Raw genomic sequence first — 14,201 nt, 5'->3', positions numbered from 1 at the left:
ATGTGGCGATCGCTTTTGTTGTTCAAGTGACAATGCTACCATCAAGTTGAGAGTGCTGCAAATCCCCTAAAAATACCGCTGCAATAGGTTTCTAGATTTGCTTCAATCCATTCAGCAGTTTCCATGTATCCCAAAGCTACAGCCTGAATTCGCACCATGCCTGCGTTAAACATATTGGTTGTATTTGCCTCTCTGACTGCATCAATGCCTTGGAGAATGTGTTCTGGCACTTTGACCGGTTCCTCTGATTCAGAAGAACTAGGCAGTTGTCCCAAGCCCAGATATTCCTTGACCCGTTGCTCGAAGTTAGCCTCAGCTTCGGCTAAATCCGTAAAGTAACGGCCGTAATAAAACCCACCATCTTGCAGGTTGTAGAAATGCGTAACCCATTCTTGGTTGGGACACCATTCTCTGAGAGTAATGCGACCGGGAGCCGTAGCGCGATCGCCGGGAATCGGATGCGATTTCAATATGCTTTGTTGATTGTCGTTCATAGCGTGTTAGTTATGAGGTTTGCTAAATTGAGAGAGTTCATCCCCATCTTTTCCAATTGGATTGTAGCCTGTTGGTAGCCAGAAATAATCAGAAGCCCAATAATCGCCATCAAAATCTTGCTGCCACCAATCATCCGCTACACCGCCCAAACAGATTTTTTGTACGTTAAAGTAAAGCTTGATTTGTTGAAAGTTATTAGCCATAGGTTTAATGAGCAATCAAAAAGCAGGTGGATATTCAAACACAGGTTGCCAGTTACTGTTAATAAGTCTACCAGTTTTTGCTATATTGTAGTTTCCTATCAAACAAGAACGCCGGTGAGTTTCGGATTTACCTGTTTGCAGCTTTATGGTTTCTCCTAAAGGGTGGTGGCTGTTGATAAAAAACTCGTTGCGCTTGTGGAGTCTCTCTAGAAACCGTTGATGCGGTAGCTGGGCAAACTTACCACAGACACCTCGATTGCAGGTAACGCAAGCTAGCACCAAATTCCACACGCCGTCAATGGGTTGCTTCATTGCGTTGCGGAGAACGTAGGGGAAGAAGTGATCCACATCCGTTAAACCTTCCGCTCCACTAATAATCGAAATCTCCCCGAAACAATAGAAGCACTTGCCCTTTTGATAGCCGTTGAGGGCGCTACGGCACGAAGTGATGTTGACGCGGCGGTTGCTCTGAACAAACAGCAAACTTTCCTCAGCATCATAATCCACAGCAATCAGGTTGCGGGAGATGCCGAGTTCCCACGCCGTTTCGACTAGCCGCCACCTAGCCTCAATCTCAGCCGGTAAGTTCTGAGCTTGGTTGCCTTCTAGCATCCGAAACAACTCATCGGTCAGGACGATCGCTCTTGCCCTAGAACCCAGGCGCTCATTCCTAAAGAAACTCACAGGAGTAGCAGATGAGTTGAGGTTGTGGAATTTCTTGAGCACCACCTCCAACCCTTGCTTAGCCGTAATCCCAATCAACTGGTCGTAACTAATCTCATCTCGGTTGTATTGGCGGCAAGCTTCCAAAAAAGGATAGGGAGCGCTAGTTTGCTGAGATTGGCTGTCACACAGGCGCAAGTGTTCCAGAACGTGCCTAGCATACGGCTCTGCCAATTCATCCAATGCAATCAGGGTTTTCCCCCCTGGTGCTAGCTCCAACAGCGACTTAGCAAGCGCAAACTTGTAGGAAGCAACGTTTACACCGAACAGTACGATACCGCGCCAATAGTCATCCAACGACGGCGCATCTCCCAAGAAATTGAATGCTGACACTCTTGACACTTGTTCGTAAACGAACTATAATACTGAGGATGTTGTGAAAAAGGTGATCGCTCCTAACTTTGAGCGGAAAGAGCGATCGCCAATACCCAAAGCAAGTTCGGATACACAAGTTATGAAAGCACAGATTTACGTAAACAGGCACATTGTTGCTGCAAATAAAAAGGCTACGAAGCAAAAGGGAGCTTTGGTGGACGAACGAGCCATCAGCATCAATACTTACTTGGGTGCGGTGTATGCCAAGCGGGTAGAGTTCACTGCCGGTTGTACGTTAGTCCAGGATGCAGCCAAAGCTCGGTGTTCGGGGGCAACGATTTGGATAGAGGCCGAACTTGAGAGTTTGGTGCTCGATGGTGTAGCGGCTAACCGAGCTATGTTCCAAAAGGGGAAAAAATGACAGTTATTCAGACAATCCCAGAATCAAGGTGTATTTAAAAATAACTGCATCCCGCGAAAGCTGAAATCGACAGTTTCCTCAAAAGCAAGATATTAGGTTTTACAGGAGGGATGAGTATGCTCAAAGGCAAAGAATACATGACTGGGCAACAGCAACCCCTGGTTGCAGAATTCGAGGCTGACATCGAATCGGAGTACGCACTTTGTATAGCCCAGCTTCAAAAAGCCAAGCAAGCCATTGAATGGGCTACGACGGACTTAACAGAACAGCATCAGAATTTAGCCAATTCCGAAATTGATGCAATCCGCAAGTATTGGCACGATCGGCTAGAAGCTTTAATCAATCTTGTTTCCTGGAGACAGCCAAAATTGCTGCAACACTTGAACGAAAAATATTTAAAGGATATTCATTGATGAACTTTAGTGCAACGGCAATATATTCATCACCTAAACCCATAACCCGGAGCATATCATGTATCACGAATTACTCGAAAGACTGGCGCTTATACTAGCCAAAACCGAAGGATGGGAAATTGAAGATATTCATGGCGACAATCCCAGAATGAAAGTGTACTTAAAAATGGCGGCAGCTTGCTTGGGTGAAATTGATAATTATCTCGAAGAACAAGAGGTTGAATTCGGAGATTTAGAAGTTAATGCCAGATATCAGATGCCAGAGGTATTGAATCAGGAGGAACGGTAAACATGGCTCAGCCCAATCAATATGATGCGGTACTCGGTGGTCGCAATTCTCAACCGCTGCAAGGAAGCGCGGTTATCGGAATAACGAACAGATACTCAGAACCGGAACACCGCCAATTTTGCTTGGATATGGCAGCATCTCAGTTGCCAGTGAAGCATTATGACGGTCGCTTCTTTTGGTCGGGCCCGGCTGCAAGAGTTGCTGATATCCAGGACGTGCTGAGCTTTACCAAAGTGAAATGTTTGTGGGATGAATCAGGGGGTGGCTTTGTAGTTTACCCCAGATCGTACAGTCCAGAGTCGATCGGCAAAATGATGCAACAATTGGATGAAGAAAATCTTTTTCCTATTTATGCTGCTGCAAAATGCGGAGCGTCTTCATATAAAAGATTGGTCGATGCCTTTATTGAGGTGATTCAGGTTGAGTTAGGTTGTCAAGTTGTAGAAAAGTAGGAGGTAAAAAGTGAAAAAAGTAAATTATCTAGGGATAGAAGTAGAATCAAGCGTTATCACCCAAGAGGAATTCAACACACTTCCTCTTGCTACTGACGATGAGTTAGATATTGTGGCAAGTCTAGCTATGCAGAAATTGTACACAGTTTTCCAAGATAGAGGAGGTCGCGAGCTTGATAATTGTTCTGGATGGGCAGCAATGGTAGGCTACCGAATCCCAGAACCTCAACGTGCTGAATTTACACTCCTGTGTAAGGAAAAGTGGAAGCTCATAATCCAGTACCTAGAAACCGAATACCGACTCCGCTAGTCGGTTAAGTTGCAACACAATCAAGCTTTAAGTATACGTATCTAAAGCTTGGTTGCCACATAGTATAGAACAACACAGATTATGTTTATAGCCCAATCCATTAGACAACCAGAACAATTCTACTACGCCAACACTTTGTCTAGCGCTAAACGCTGGAAAACCCGTAGAGGTGCTGACAATGCCACAGCCCAATATCCGAACAGTTACTTGGTACTTGACGAATCAGAACTAGGCTCAGAACAGCACCAATCCCTATTCATTCAAGCTCGAACCCAAGTCCAAAAAGCAGCAGAGCAAGCTTACAAAAACCATAGTTCCGAGACTTTTTCACCTGATAGACCCGATTTTTATTTTGAAGAACTCGCACAACAGGCTTGGCAGCGTTACCAACAACTTGCTCAGGTACAGGAGAGCGTAAGTTGAGCTTGTACGCCATCAGATTCAAAAAGGATAACCGAGTGCGCTATTTTAGCCCTACTCAAGGCGATCCACAATACAATGCTGTTGATTCGGCAACTATTGAAACGGCAAAAACTTGGAAAACCGAAAAAGGTGCTACAAAGTATTTAGAAACTCATCTGTTTATAGGACGATCGGGTGAAAGACTTAGGGCAATGTGGACAGATATTGAAGTTGTGGAAATCTCCCCGCAGCAGCAATGGCACGCTAACAACCCTGAGATTATCCGAGAGTCGAAAGCTAAGTACGATGTCAAGCGCCCCGTTCTTTCGTTCCGTCCAAAACCAGAGATTCTGGAATGGCTGGAGAAGCAACGATGCGGAAATGAAACGGATGCACAATTGCTCAACCGCCAATTGGAAAAGCTGATGCAGTTGGAAATAAAAAACTTAGAGGAAATTAAGTAATGACTATTTACATCAATCAAGAGGATCTGTACGAGCGGACACAAGATTTCTTGTCCACTGTCAACTATCCCAACGTACACATGACTTGGGGTCAATGGTGCGAACAAGCTGAAACTTACGGGCTAGACGCTACCGAAATTGCTGAATTAGAGCAACACCTAGAGTCAAGCAATCAACTAACGCGCCCCGTTAGATTTGCTGGTAGACAGTGGTGGTTGACCAAACAGGAGATTGAACACGTTGAGCTTCTCAAAGTATGTTTTCCTGTTGGCTGGGAAACTGAAGTTGAGAAGAGAATGCAACGCAGAGAATTGGGCTATTCAAACAGAGATGTGGCATTGAAAGGAAAGAAAAAAGCTAAGCATTCAGTTCATCAATAACCAAGGAACTAGAAAACATGAGCCACCTAATCAGCAATATCGAAATTGAACTCAAAGACTATCTCGAAAACATGATAACTATCAGACAAGGAAAGACTGGTCCCAACCACAAGTATTCGTGCTTTGAGCAATTAGTATTAGAACAAGGTCAGATTATGCTAGCTAAAAAATTACCCAAAACATTGAAGCGAGGTCTAGCAAAATATTGTTACAGTAATTGCCAACAACTAGCGTTCGAGGATAGCAACCTTACCTACGTTGAGGGTTACGCGATCCACACCGATGTGGGGTTTCCGCTTGCCCACGCTTGGCTCTTAGATGCTGATGGATGCGCCATAGACCCGACTTGGGATATACCGGGCTTCTATTTTGGCATTCCTCTCTCTATGGTGTGGGTGCAATCCTTTTTAGAAGAGCGCGATCGTCCTGATAACCTGAGCATCCTTGATGGCAATTATCTCGAAGGGTTTTCGTTGCTTATAGATGGATTGCCCAGCGGTGCTTTAGCTCAAGTGATGCGTGGAATTTAATGAACATTGTAGAGAAAGCCAAGGATTTCGCGATCGCCAAACACGCTAATCAAAAGTACGGCGATCGTCCTTACTCATACCATCTAGCTCAAGTATCTCAAGTTCTGAGCGAGTTCGGGTATCTAAGTGATGAAGCAATTGCAGCAGCAGCCTGGTTGCACGATACCCTAGAGGACACCGAAACTACTTACACTGAATTAGTATCAGAGTTTGGGCATGAAATCAGCGATATTGTGTTTGCCGTAACCAATGAACCTGGAGAAAACCGAGCTGCAAAGTTCCGCAAAACCGCACTAAAGATCCAATCCCACAAAAAAGCTTTGATTGTGAAACTGGCTGATAGAATTGCTAACACCGAAGCCAGTCTTGAGACAAATCGCAAACTTTACAAGATGTACAACAAAGAGTTTCCCTTGTTCAAAGAACTCTTGTACACCGATGATGCGAACCTATTGCCCGTGTGGAACCGTCTCATCAAAGCATCTACTTGAACTTTGAGGCCGTTAATCTATAAGTTATCGATCGTCCCAAATTAACTGTGAAAGCAATTGAAAATGCTCATCGCTAGGTTTGTAGCCGCAAGCTTCCTCCCAAGCTGCCGTTAGAGATTCCCATTCCTCTTGAGTTTCAGGTTTATGCTGCATCAGCGCAATCAAATTAGTGTTGGTGCGCGCTGATGCCAGGTCAACGCCAAACTTAACCAGTTGCAGTTCAAATGATGCAAGGCTGCTGTTACCAAGGATGTCAGCGTAGTCCGTGTCCAGTAAATCCAGTGCTTCGATGGGCGAGTCGGTCATTGTATTAGGTTTCAATTTCTCAACGTTTCCCTTGCTATCATTTCACGCTCTGGCTGGCGATCGCCATCCAGAACTGGGAAAGCACAGAACATTGGCTCTAGGAAAACCGGCGATAAAAACTAACGCACCCAGTCATCGAATTTCTGGTTTTGGCCTTGCTGATTTACGGTATGAAAGGCTAAATATGCAATTCATAAAAACCAGCGTTTACAAAGCTTCTGGATTTTTCAATTATTTATTTCATACCCTGATTAAGCAACGCCCGATCGCCTGCGTCAGATCACACAAAGTACACAACAGCACAAACTCTCTTTACGATCGCACACAACTACCACCAATCCTGAGCTTCTGAGCTTTTGACTCCTGGACTGACCGTCGCTCGCGGACTCGGCAACTTGAGAATCCACCACACAACCGCTGTTAAGCTTGCTAAATTGGGAGTAGTTTAAAAAATCAACGCTATGAATTTCATCACTTTTTTGCAAAATATCAACAGCAACATCCTCAGCAGCATCGCTATTTTATTGAATTTGGTGCTGTTCGTTCAAATAATGGACGCTTGTTGCCAGGGAATCCGTCTGGGCTGGACGATCGGTGAAGCAACCACTGGCAAAATAACCGAACTTAGTTTTTACACAGCAATGCTGTTTGGTGCGTGGCAGTGGTGGCCTCATAAGTTGGTTTTGCTAACTGTGTTGCCTCAATGTGCGTTCGTGGTGTTTGCTGGAGGATTGGTCGGCTGTACTCTCAAATGGGGTGTCGATCGAGTGTTTTGGCGTAGCTGATAATTTAAGGATACTGCTGAAGCAACAAGCGAGCGCTCCAATCCTGCCACCGACCCGCAAAAATTACACAGACTGTTGGTGTAAAGCGGGTTTGTTAAAGCAACCTGAACGCTGCATCTAATTACCGAAACACACTTGAAGAGAACCCGCATTATCACCCAGTGCATTATCCGCATCATTGATTCTCATATCTATTGCACTAAAAGGCGCGGAAGAGAATGAATTAGGACTCTGAACCCACACAGTTCCCTGTCCGCTACTCATCAACAAGACCCCAAAAGGAAACTGCTGGTCAAATTTGTACTGATTGTATGGTGCAAGCAACTCAGCATCGCGCCCAGTATGCCCAGAGGCTCCAACGGGAGCATAACTTTTAGCGTCAACACTCCACCCTCCACTAATGCTTGCAATTTTTGTAAATGCACGAGGTAGGTTAAATCTTTGCCACGCAGTTCTTGAATTTACAGAGACACAATGTGGTGCAGATGCCTTTTGTGCAGCAGCTTTTTGAGCTTGGCTATGGGGTTCGCCTCCATTTTTTTTAACAGCACTGTAGTAAATATCTGCAAATCCATTGCACCTTGCTTTAAGAGGTTTTCCAATTATAGTATTGTGGTCTCTCGCGCATATACCGAGCATCCTGTTGTGAAATGCCTTATCGCATTCTTGCTGCGATTTACCTAAAGTTTCGTAGCACTGGTCATGTTCAACACAAGCTACATTAAATTGTCTGCTGGAGATAGGACTCAGAACATAACGCAGAGCTGTGTATGACCAACCGCTTCCACATCCAGCAGGTTGTGCATTTGCTGGTGAAAAGATAGCGGTTCCTAGAGTAATACTTCCCGTAAGTACGAAAGTAGCCACAGCACCAAATCTACTTATTTTCTTATACATATTTAATCCTTGATTTAGCTAATAGTGCTAGTTATCCACCGCAAAGCTTTTGCCTGTTCTCGCTAGTCAGATAAACTGGCTACCGTGGTGCCGATATTCCTTGCAACCAAAACAAATTCATTCCTCTGCTCAAAATACCAACACCAACAGTAAAATCAGGATAATCGCAGCAGCTCTTTTCCTTCTTCCATAACAGACACCAGCAAAGCTAATTTCCCCGACTCACTTCTCATCGCTCTGCAACCAATAAAACCAACGATCGCCCAATCCCTACCAGCCTATACCGAATCATCGACCCACCCGCACTCCGCACAATCCCAATGCACCGGGGGCTGTTCGTACTTGGGGAAGGTGTGCGAGCACTGGGGACACCGGCCAGTAAACAAAGGGTGAGTATCCAGCAGTTCCAATTTTTCTGATGCTGTCCACCGCTGCCGCGGTTGCAGAATTAACTCGCCGTTATAGTAACTCGCGCCTTCTGGTTCCCACAGTTCATCGGGTTCGAGATTGGGGTCGGCTCGAAAGTCGAGGCAAGTGTCGGCGGTCGGGCCTGTGGGATGCACGGCACAGACTAAGTGTGGGTTGCGGGCGTAGAGGAGACAGCGATCGCACTCAGGAATTTTGGGCATGGCGGCGGGTTGGGCTGTATGTCAAGTTTGGGAACGTTAAGGTAGAACGCTGATTTTTCGCAGGCTTACGCCTACTTTGAGATTGCAGAGTTGGCAATTTCAATGGCAGCATCGGGCTGGCGCAGTTTGGATGCAACTTCGTACAAAATATTATGCGATGTCCACGCTCACGCTCGACCAACACGCAGTACCATCGCACCAAGAAGTTACGAGAGCTGGAGAGCCATTAATTAGTTTTACATAACTGTATTGAGCCTGATACCTGGGATTGGTTTTAGGAGGCTTTCTCGCAATTTTTCCTCCCGCAAGTTGCTGCAAATCCAAAACGAAAAGCAGCATTGCCCGGATTGCCCGATCGATTGTTGAATGCAATCTCGTATTTACCGTTTTTAGACATACTGGGAACAGTCGCATACAATACATCACCGCTACCAACCAGGGATTTGTTTCGGTCGAGAACATCTTCGCTGGTTTGGGGTTCAACCACTGCATCATTCGATATCGTAGGCAAGGTAGTTTAAACTTGAGTAATAAACTCAGGAAAATTCTCTATTATGTTTGATTTACAAAAAGCAATACATTCTCGACTCTGGATTCCTCCTCTGACAATAATGAGTTTGCTGCTAGCTGTGAAATGTTCGGATTTTCGGATATCTTCTGACTCCATGATAGACAGGTTCTTTACTAAGGAACTGAAGCGTACCTACAAATACAACGCTTCCTCCGCACCTGCGATTGCACAAAACGTGATGTATTTCGGTGGCGAAGAAAGCTTTGATTTATCTCAACTTTCCTCAGTTGTTTTTGCGGTTGAGGTCGAGACAGAAAGAGAACGTTGGCGCTTTAAGTTATCCCCTACGAACCAAGTTAGCAATACTCCTGTTATCGCTGACGGTGTGCTGTATGTTGGCACCATAGGTTCATCGCCTCATGTTTATGCACTGGATGTACAAACTGGGCAATTGAATTGGCAAACCAATGTCAGTAACAACGTTCTTTCGCCAGTCGTAGTGTTTGATGGTGTAGCCTGCTTTAGAAGCCTAGATGGGTATCTTTATGCACTTGATGCCAAGACAGGCAAGTCGAAATGGAGCTTCCCGGCATACGGAACGCTTCAACCGTTCCAAATTAACACTCGGTTTGAAGGTCGTCCAGATGAGGTAATGTCTTTTCCAACGGTTGCGAATGGCGTTGTATACATAGGCACTCGCAGCGGTTTATACGCGCTAGATGTCCAAACTGGTAAACCCCTTTGGAGATTTGCCACTGATAACTCGGTGGACAGCACTCCCCTTTTGGACAAGGGGAGGGTTTACATTGGCTCTGGCGATGCGACTAGACATCGGGGCTACATCTATGGGCTTGATGCTCAGACCGGCAAACTTCAATGGCAATATTCAGTGCATGAGGGCATGGTAGATTCGGATCTGGCAATTTCCGATAATGTCATTTACTTTGGCGGGGTTAGCCCCAATTTGCATGCTGTTAATTTAGTAACGCGACAAGAGAAATGGCGATTTCCTACCAAAGCATCTACCAGTTACACAGGTGCGTTTGCCCACAAGGGTACAGTCTTTTTTTTGTCGGAAGAAGTTCTTTACGCATTTGATACTCAAACCGGGAATCCCTACTGGCAATATAAAGAGTGCCACAACTGTGCGGGATACTCTCCCTCTACTCAGGGACCATCTTTGTATAACGATACGCTTTACTATGTCCTGCGAAACAGAATCTATGCGTTTGATGCAACGCCTCATGCCGTAGAATAGATTCTATAAGAGCCGTTCTTCGCCCCATTGAATTAAGAATGTTTGTGATGGCGATCGCACTCAGGGATTTTGGGCATAGCGGGTCTGTGGGGTTTTGGTCTGGGTTTTTGGTTCGGTTTTAGTTGCCCCCAGAACTGAGGCGAGTGTATCTTTGGATAATACGCCTAAATTGCTGGGGCGATTGTCCCTCCTCAAATGATGAAACAATTGTGTGCCTGGTTTGCTTGGATCTTCCTCGCTACGGGAGCTGTGGCTGGCTGTTCTCGATCGATTCAACAAGTATCAAACACTCCTACACTTCCACCGCCAGCAGTGGAATCAGCATCTCCGAGCAATCTTGCTTCATCGAAGCCGATATCAGGCATCAATGTAGCTGCGGGTAAACGAGTGATTGCCAGAAACGGAGGGATTATCTATCCTGGTTGGGCAAATGCTAACGATCCGGCTGATTACCAAACAACAACGAATTATCCAAAACTAGGGCGGTGGGGAAACGGAACCAATGAAGGCACTGGCACCTTTCAAATTGTCGATTTAGGTGCGGTTTATTCACTCAACGGTGTTGGCTACAATATTGATTGGGATGGTGCGTTTAAGAATTCACTAACCTTTCGCGTTGAGGTTTCAACGGATAATAAGACTTGGCGATTAGCTTCTGAGATAGTCCATCCTTACTCTCCAAAGACCAGTTTCAATAAACTTGATATTGATGTTGCAATTCCCCCGACGACCGCTCGATATGTCAAGTATTGGGAGCCACCAGACGGCCAATGGAATGGTTGGGGGACGTTCCATCAACTCCGGGCTTACTCCCCAAAAAAGTAAGAGGTTCAAGTGTTTTTTAGGATAGCTCAGAACTGAAATCGGTGCGGTAGCGATGCGGACCGACTCAACTTAAATTCACACGCTTATTGGTGGAGTAAAAAGGCGACGGGTGCTCATATCGGTACTTCAGGTGGGAGTTATGAGCATTGAAAAACTGGGCCTTATTCTCATTAACTACCGCCACGCAAAGAGTTCGATTGCTACATCCAGCACTATCAAACTGTCAAAGTTAAGAGTACCGACTACCGCAGAGATTACCAGCAAGATTAAAACGACAACGGCAATGATCGATCGCGATATTCGATATTTCACAGCAACTCTCCTCTGACCCACTTCTGTATATTTTTACACCAACTGACCTAATGACTAAGATTGAAGGAAATACAAAAAGGGTGATTATGCTCGATCGCACTCAATGGATTTTTGCCGGTATGTCGATCGCACTTTCGCTTCAGCTAAGTCAGCCAGTTGCAGCAGCCGTGCCCGTTGGCAAAGTTGTACAAACTGCACAAACTAACAGTAGCGACGCTGCCCAAAAATTATATGGAGAAGCAGAGGAACTCTACGAACAAGGAACAGCGGAAGCTTTAAGAGGTGCGATCGTCAAATATGAAAAAGCATTAAAACTGTATCGAGAAGCGGGCAATCGCAGTCGAGAAGCCCTCACCCTCAACAATATTGGTGGAGCCTACTTAAATTTGGGAGAAAACCAGAAAGCACTAGATTATTACAACCAGTCCCTTCCCCTGAAACGGGCAATCGGCGATCGCGGTGGGGAAGCTACCCTCCTCTCCAACATCGGCGGAATCTACTTAAGTTTTGGAGAAAAACAAAAAGCGCTAGATTATTACAACCAATCCTTGTCGCTATTTCGGGCAGTACGCAGTCCTCACTGGGAAGCCGTCATTCTTAAGAGCATTGGCTCAATTTACTCAGAATTGGGAGAAAAGCAGAAAGCGTTAGAGTATTACAACCGGGCGCTTCTCCTGAAACGGGCAATAGGCGATCGCCGTGGGGAAGCCGTCATCCTCAACAACATCGGCAAAGTTTACTCAGATTTGGGAGAAAAACAGAAAGCGCTAGAGTATTACAACCAGTCGCTAACTTTGAGACGCGCAGTAGAGGATCGCGGTGGAGAAGCTGTCACCCTTTCCAACATGGCTTTTGTCAAACGCAATTTAGGCAATTTTACCGAAGCACTTAATGATATTGAAGCCTCTCTCAAAATAGTTGAGAATCTCTCCACCCCAATAACCGCCACAGAACTTCGCACCTCATACTTTGCCACAGTGCAGGACTACTACGAATTCTACATCGATTTGTTAATGCAACTGCACAAAACTAATCCTAATTCCGGTTATGATATCAAAGCATCAGAAGCCAGGAAACGCGCTAGAAACCCTTAAAAAGCAACGCCTCACAGTAGAAAAATGGCAGTTTAGTTTTCCCTAGAACTGAGGTGAGCGTATCCTTTTGAATGTGGTAGTCACTGCATATCGCCATGCCTTAGCGAGTCTCCATCAGCCGTCATTTCTGATGATAAAAATGTCAGGGGATTGCTCATATCATCCGCAAAACCAAGGATGGCGCGATCTCGATGCTCGTAAACTAAATCTCCCTGAGCATTAAACAAGAAGGTTGCGCCTCGTTGAGTGAGATAAGCAGCATTTGGAACATAGGTTTTCCAATGACTCAGCACTTCTCCCATATTCCGCAGCCGCAAAGTTGCCAATTCAAATGGACGTTGGAAACCTTTGCCACCTGCCCACTGGAATGTGGAGTCTCTGAGGGGTGGAAGAGGAAAAGCCTGGATAATTTCATCATCACCAATTAATTGAGGTGCTCTTGCGTCGCCTCGATACCCTCTCCATACTTCTGCCAGAGTGCCAGGGCTACCAATCCCCGCACACATGAACAATAGATTGAGGTAAGCATTGGTAGCAGCCGATAAACCGGGTAGTTTTAAGGATAAACCTGGATATAGGTCAAGTTGTTGGTGCAGTTCACCTGTGGGATCTACAAACAAACAGTCACTTGGAAATCCTGTATAACCACAGAATCGCTGACCCGATGAGCGATCGCCAATTCCCACAGCACAGATTGTGATCCCTTGTGCTTCAAGCCGTTGAGCATCCCGTCGCAGCCACCAAGCATATTCAAGGCTGTCGAAATCTCCCAATTGTGGCAAGAGCAGCACCAATTGCCTCGTAGAGGATTCGCAACCGTTCAAAATGGGTAAAACGGCTCCATCACTCACCCGTTGGCGTTCGGTTTGGCTCAAGAGGGTACGAATATTCATGGGCTAATTATCTATTGAGAAATTGGGAAAGTAGAAAATCATCAGTTGTTGGACAGATGCTTTATTCACATCAAATCGGACGGCTACTTTCCGAATTGATGTATCACCTGGTTGAAACGAACCATCAATCCAGGACGCAATCTTAAACATTGCTCACTCCGCACAACAGCAAACCAATGTTGACTGCTTCAACTTTACCGCGTTCCCCGCAACCTGACCCATCGCTGCTTTCTCCGAGCTAGAAAGCAGCGATGGCTCCGCCCCGGATGGAGCCTACGCAATCGGGGAGGCAAGGGCATGGTTTGCTGTTGGGGGTTGGCTTGATTTTGGGTTTACTTTCTCCCAGAACTGGAAGGATCATTGCATTTGACAGCAAAACTTGTTAACAAATTATATATATTTGGGTGAAGGAAAAGGATGTTCGGCTCAAGCGATCGCCAGCCTGCCGTCAGCCTGAATGCTACAGTTTAGGGAAACCTGTATTCCCTAGGGTGTATTTTGCAAGATCGTAGCAATATAATAGACAAAACCGAAAACAGTTGCTAACATTGTAAAAAAGCGTTGAGTACCTTCTTATGGCAACCGTTTTTATCGGAGCCAGAATCCCACCTACCCTCTACGATAAACTTTCCGAATACGTTAATCGGGTGGGCGCAACTAAATCCGAGATTTTGATAGCGGCGCTAGCTCAATATTTGGGCGCAACAGAAGATTTGCCATTGAGCCAGCGAATAATGGAGTTGGAACAGCGGATGGCCGCGTTAGAAGCGAAGATGTACGGCTAGCGTTCTCGTTTTATCATG

General features: G+C 45.6%; 24 protein-coding genes. 15 read left to right on the top strand and 9 right to left on the bottom strand.

The annotated features are described in order from the left end of the window. Positions 1 to 41: 41 nt before the first annotated feature. From QUB68_RS24880 to QUB68_RS24870, 3 genes are read right to left on the bottom strand one after another with little or no spacing between them, the layout of a single operon-like run. Positions 42 to 494, bottom strand: a complete 453-nt coding sequence (locus tag QUB68_RS24880; RefSeq protein WP_332997475.1) for a DUF5049 domain-containing protein — start codon at positions 492 to 494, stop codon at positions 42 to 44. A 6-nt stretch (positions 495 to 500) separates the two neighbouring features. Continuing rightward, positions 501 to 698 (bottom strand): hypothetical protein, encoded by a 198-nt coding sequence (locus QUB68_RS24875; RefSeq protein ID WP_332997473.1) that lies wholly within the window; start codon positions 696 to 698, stop codon positions 501 to 503. A gap of 15 nt (positions 699 to 713) precedes the next feature. Further along, positions 714 to 1,754: a hypothetical protein gene (locus tag QUB68_RS24870; protein WP_332997471.1), complete on the bottom strand. Its 1,041-nt coding sequence runs from the start codon at positions 1,752 to 1,754 to the stop codon at positions 714 to 716. A gap of 43 nt (positions 1,755 to 1,797) precedes the next feature. Between QUB68_RS24870 and QUB68_RS24865 the strand changes: the two genes are divergently transcribed. From QUB68_RS24865 to QUB68_RS24820, 10 genes are all read left to right on the top strand, one after another. Next, positions 1,798 to 2,157 (top strand): hypothetical protein, encoded by a 360-nt coding sequence (locus QUB68_RS24865; RefSeq protein WP_332997469.1) that lies wholly within the window; start codon positions 1,798 to 1,800, stop codon positions 2,155 to 2,157. A gap of 116 nt (positions 2,158 to 2,273) precedes the next feature. Further along, complete coding sequence (locus tag QUB68_RS24860) at positions 2,274 to 2,570, top strand: hypothetical protein (protein ID WP_332997468.1); 297 nt, start codon at positions 2,274 to 2,276, stop codon at positions 2,568 to 2,570. 58 nt (positions 2,571 to 2,628) lie between these two features. After that, positions 2,629 to 2,859, top strand: a complete 231-nt coding sequence (locus QUB68_RS24855) for a hypothetical protein (RefSeq protein ID WP_332997466.1) — start codon at positions 2,629 to 2,631, stop codon at positions 2,857 to 2,859. Between the two features lie 2 nt (positions 2,860 to 2,861). Further along, entirely contained in the window at positions 2,862 to 3,311 is a 450-nt protein-coding gene (locus tag QUB68_RS24850) for a hypothetical protein (RefSeq protein WP_332997464.1), read from the top strand. Positions 3,312 to 3,321: 10 nt separating this feature from the next. Then, positions 3,322 to 3,621 (top strand): hypothetical protein, encoded by a 300-nt coding sequence (locus QUB68_RS24845; protein WP_332997463.1) that lies wholly within the window; start codon positions 3,322 to 3,324, stop codon positions 3,619 to 3,621. Between the two features lie 81 nt (positions 3,622 to 3,702). Further along, on the top strand, positions 3,703 to 4,044 hold the full coding sequence (locus tag QUB68_RS24840; RefSeq protein ID WP_332997460.1) for a hypothetical protein: 342 nt from the start codon (positions 3,703 to 3,705) through the stop codon (positions 4,042 to 4,044). A 35-nt stretch (positions 4,045 to 4,079) separates the two neighbouring features. Continuing rightward, the gene (locus QUB68_RS24835; RefSeq protein ID WP_332997459.1) at positions 4,080 to 4,487 is read left to right on the top strand and encodes a hypothetical protein; all 408 of its coding nucleotides are present in this window, start codon (positions 4,080 to 4,082) and stop codon (positions 4,485 to 4,487) included. Next, positions 4,487 to 4,867, top strand: coding sequence for a hypothetical protein (locus QUB68_RS24830; protein ID WP_332997457.1), 381 nt, complete (start codon positions 4,487 to 4,489; stop codon positions 4,865 to 4,867). The genes QUB68_RS24835 and QUB68_RS24830 overlap by 1 nt, the downstream gene beginning before the upstream one ends. 17 nt (positions 4,868 to 4,884) lie before the next feature. After that, the gene (locus QUB68_RS24825; protein WP_332997456.1) at positions 4,885 to 5,397 is read left to right on the top strand and encodes a hypothetical protein; all 513 of its coding nucleotides are present in this window, start codon (positions 4,885 to 4,887) and stop codon (positions 5,395 to 5,397) included. Next, positions 5,397 to 5,888, top strand: a complete 492-nt coding sequence (locus QUB68_RS24820) for an HD domain-containing protein (RefSeq protein ID WP_332997454.1) — start codon at positions 5,397 to 5,399, stop codon at positions 5,886 to 5,888. The genes QUB68_RS24825 and QUB68_RS24820 overlap by 1 nt, the downstream gene beginning before the upstream one ends. 24 nt (positions 5,889 to 5,912) lie before the next feature. Here QUB68_RS24820 and QUB68_RS24815 read toward each other — a convergent pair whose 3' ends face one another. Next, the gene (locus QUB68_RS24815; RefSeq protein ID WP_332997452.1) at positions 5,913 to 6,194 is read right to left on the bottom strand and encodes a hypothetical protein; all 282 of its coding nucleotides are present in this window, start codon (positions 6,192 to 6,194) and stop codon (positions 5,913 to 5,915) included. A 461-nt stretch (positions 6,195 to 6,655) separates the two neighbouring features. Here QUB68_RS24815 and QUB68_RS24810 point away from each other — a divergent pair, with 461 nt between their 5' ends. Next, on the top strand, positions 6,656 to 6,979 hold the full coding sequence (locus QUB68_RS24810; protein WP_332997450.1) for a hypothetical protein: 324 nt from the start codon (positions 6,656 to 6,658) through the stop codon (positions 6,977 to 6,979). Between the two features lie 117 nt (positions 6,980 to 7,096). Here the strand turns inward: QUB68_RS24810 and QUB68_RS24805 are convergent, their stop codons facing one another. From QUB68_RS24805 to QUB68_RS24795, 3 genes are all read right to left on the bottom strand, one after another. Continuing rightward, entirely contained in the window at positions 7,097 to 7,876 is a 780-nt protein-coding gene (locus tag QUB68_RS24805; protein ID WP_332997448.1) for a hypothetical protein, read from the bottom strand. A 278-nt stretch (positions 7,877 to 8,154) separates the two neighbouring features. Next, positions 8,155 to 8,505, bottom strand: a complete 351-nt coding sequence (locus QUB68_RS24800) for a hypothetical protein (protein ID WP_332997445.1) — start codon at positions 8,503 to 8,505, stop codon at positions 8,155 to 8,157. Between the two features lie 274 nt (positions 8,506 to 8,779). Next, entirely contained in the window at positions 8,780 to 9,016 is a 237-nt protein-coding gene (locus tag QUB68_RS24795) for a hypothetical protein (protein ID WP_332997443.1), read from the bottom strand. Between the two features lie 43 nt (positions 9,017 to 9,059). On the opposite strand from QUB68_RS24795, the gene QUB68_RS24790 reads away from it, so the two are divergent. Together QUB68_RS24790 and QUB68_RS24785 are read left to right on the top strand one after the other, a co-directional pair. Further along, complete coding sequence (locus QUB68_RS24790) at positions 9,060 to 10,274, top strand: outer membrane protein assembly factor BamB family protein (protein WP_332997441.1); 1,215 nt, start codon at positions 9,060 to 9,062, stop codon at positions 10,272 to 10,274. A 195-nt stretch (positions 10,275 to 10,469) separates the two neighbouring features. Next, entirely contained in the window at positions 10,470 to 11,099 is a 630-nt protein-coding gene (locus QUB68_RS24785; RefSeq protein ID WP_332997439.1) for a discoidin domain-containing protein, read from the top strand. A 174-nt stretch (positions 11,100 to 11,273) separates the two neighbouring features. On the opposite strand, the gene QUB68_RS24780 is transcribed toward QUB68_RS24785, so the two are convergent. After that, positions 11,274 to 11,411 carry a hypothetical protein gene (locus QUB68_RS24780; protein WP_332997437.1) on the bottom strand — a complete coding sequence of 46 codons (138 nt, stop codon included), beginning with the start codon at positions 11,409 to 11,411 and terminating at the stop codon, positions 11,274 to 11,276. Positions 11,412 to 11,461: 50 nt separating this feature from the next. Here QUB68_RS24780 and QUB68_RS24775 point away from each other — a divergent pair, with 50 nt between their 5' ends. Next, positions 11,462 to 12,505, top strand: a complete 1,044-nt coding sequence (locus QUB68_RS24775; RefSeq protein WP_332997436.1) for a tetratricopeptide repeat protein — start codon at positions 11,462 to 11,464, stop codon at positions 12,503 to 12,505. 80 nt (positions 12,506 to 12,585) lie between these two features. On the opposite strand, the gene QUB68_RS24770 is transcribed toward QUB68_RS24775, so the two are convergent. Next, a complete protein-coding gene (locus tag QUB68_RS24770; RefSeq protein WP_332997434.1) occupies positions 12,586 to 13,398 on the bottom strand; it encodes a peroxiredoxin-like family protein in 813 nt (270 codons plus the stop codon). Positions 13,399 to 13,973: 575 nt separating this feature from the next. Here QUB68_RS24770 and QUB68_RS24765 point away from each other — a divergent pair. Beyond that, on the top strand, positions 13,974 to 14,183 hold the full coding sequence (locus QUB68_RS24765) for a hypothetical protein (protein WP_332997432.1): 210 nt from the start codon (positions 13,974 to 13,976) through the stop codon (positions 14,181 to 14,183). Positions 14,184 to 14,201: the final 18 nt, after the last annotated feature.

This window comes from Microcoleus sp. A006_D1 (genome assembly GCF_036702805.1).
Lineage (GTDB): Bacteria > Cyanobacteriota > Cyanobacteriia > Cyanobacteriales > Microcoleaceae > Microcoleus.
This window is presented reverse-complemented; position numbering and strand designations above follow the sequence as displayed.

Excerpts from the sequence above, each read along its gene's own strand:
- QUB68_RS24825 (WP_332997456.1), top strand. The coding sequence starts at position 4,885 with ATGAGCCACCTAATCAGCAATATCGAAATTGAACTCAAAGACTATCTC.
- QUB68_RS24765 (WP_332997432.1), top strand. The coding sequence starts at position 13,974 with ATGGCAACCGTTTTTATCGGAGCCAGAATCCCACCTACCCTCTACGAT.
- QUB68_RS24800 (WP_332997445.1), bottom strand. The coding sequence starts at position 8,505 with ATGCCCAAAATTCCTGAGTGCGATCGCTGTCTCCTCTACGCCCGCAAC.
- QUB68_RS24830 (WP_332997457.1), top strand. The coding sequence starts at position 4,487 with ATGACTATTTACATCAATCAAGAGGATCTGTACGAGCGGACACAAGAT.
- QUB68_RS24805 (WP_332997448.1), bottom strand. The coding sequence starts at position 7,876 with ATGTATAAGAAAATAAGTAGATTTGGTGCTGTGGCTACTTTCGTACTT.
- QUB68_RS24770 (WP_332997434.1), bottom strand. The coding sequence starts at position 13,398 with ATGAATATTCGTACCCTCTTGAGCCAAACCGAACGCCAACGGGTGAGT.
- QUB68_RS24840 (WP_332997460.1), top strand. The coding sequence starts at position 3,703 with ATGTTTATAGCCCAATCCATTAGACAACCAGAACAATTCTACTACGCC.
- QUB68_RS24815 (WP_332997452.1), bottom strand. The coding sequence starts at position 6,194 with ATGACCGACTCGCCCATCGAAGCACTGGATTTACTGGACACGGACTAC.
- QUB68_RS24820 (WP_332997454.1), top strand. The coding sequence starts at position 5,397 with ATGAACATTGTAGAGAAAGCCAAGGATTTCGCGATCGCCAAACACGCT.
- QUB68_RS24875 (WP_332997473.1), bottom strand. The coding sequence starts at position 698 with ATGGCTAATAACTTTCAACAAATCAAGCTTTACTTTAACGTACAAAAA.
- QUB68_RS24785 (WP_332997439.1), top strand. The coding sequence starts at position 10,470 with ATGATGAAACAATTGTGTGCCTGGTTTGCTTGGATCTTCCTCGCTACG.
- QUB68_RS24880 (WP_332997475.1), bottom strand. The coding sequence starts at position 494 with ATGAACGACAATCAACAAAGCATATTGAAATCGCATCCGATTCCCGGC.
- QUB68_RS24775 (WP_332997436.1), top strand. The coding sequence starts at position 11,462 with ATGACTAAGATTGAAGGAAATACAAAAAGGGTGATTATGCTCGATCGC.
- QUB68_RS24790 (WP_332997441.1), top strand. The coding sequence starts at position 9,060 with ATGTTTGATTTACAAAAAGCAATACATTCTCGACTCTGGATTCCTCCT.
- QUB68_RS24810 (WP_332997450.1), top strand. The coding sequence starts at position 6,656 with ATGAATTTCATCACTTTTTTGCAAAATATCAACAGCAACATCCTCAGC.
- QUB68_RS24860 (WP_332997468.1), top strand. The coding sequence starts at position 2,274 with ATGCTCAAAGGCAAAGAATACATGACTGGGCAACAGCAACCCCTGGTT.
- QUB68_RS24850 (WP_332997464.1), top strand. The coding sequence starts at position 2,862 with ATGGCTCAGCCCAATCAATATGATGCGGTACTCGGTGGTCGCAATTCT.
- QUB68_RS24855 (WP_332997466.1), top strand. The coding sequence starts at position 2,629 with ATGTATCACGAATTACTCGAAAGACTGGCGCTTATACTAGCCAAAACC.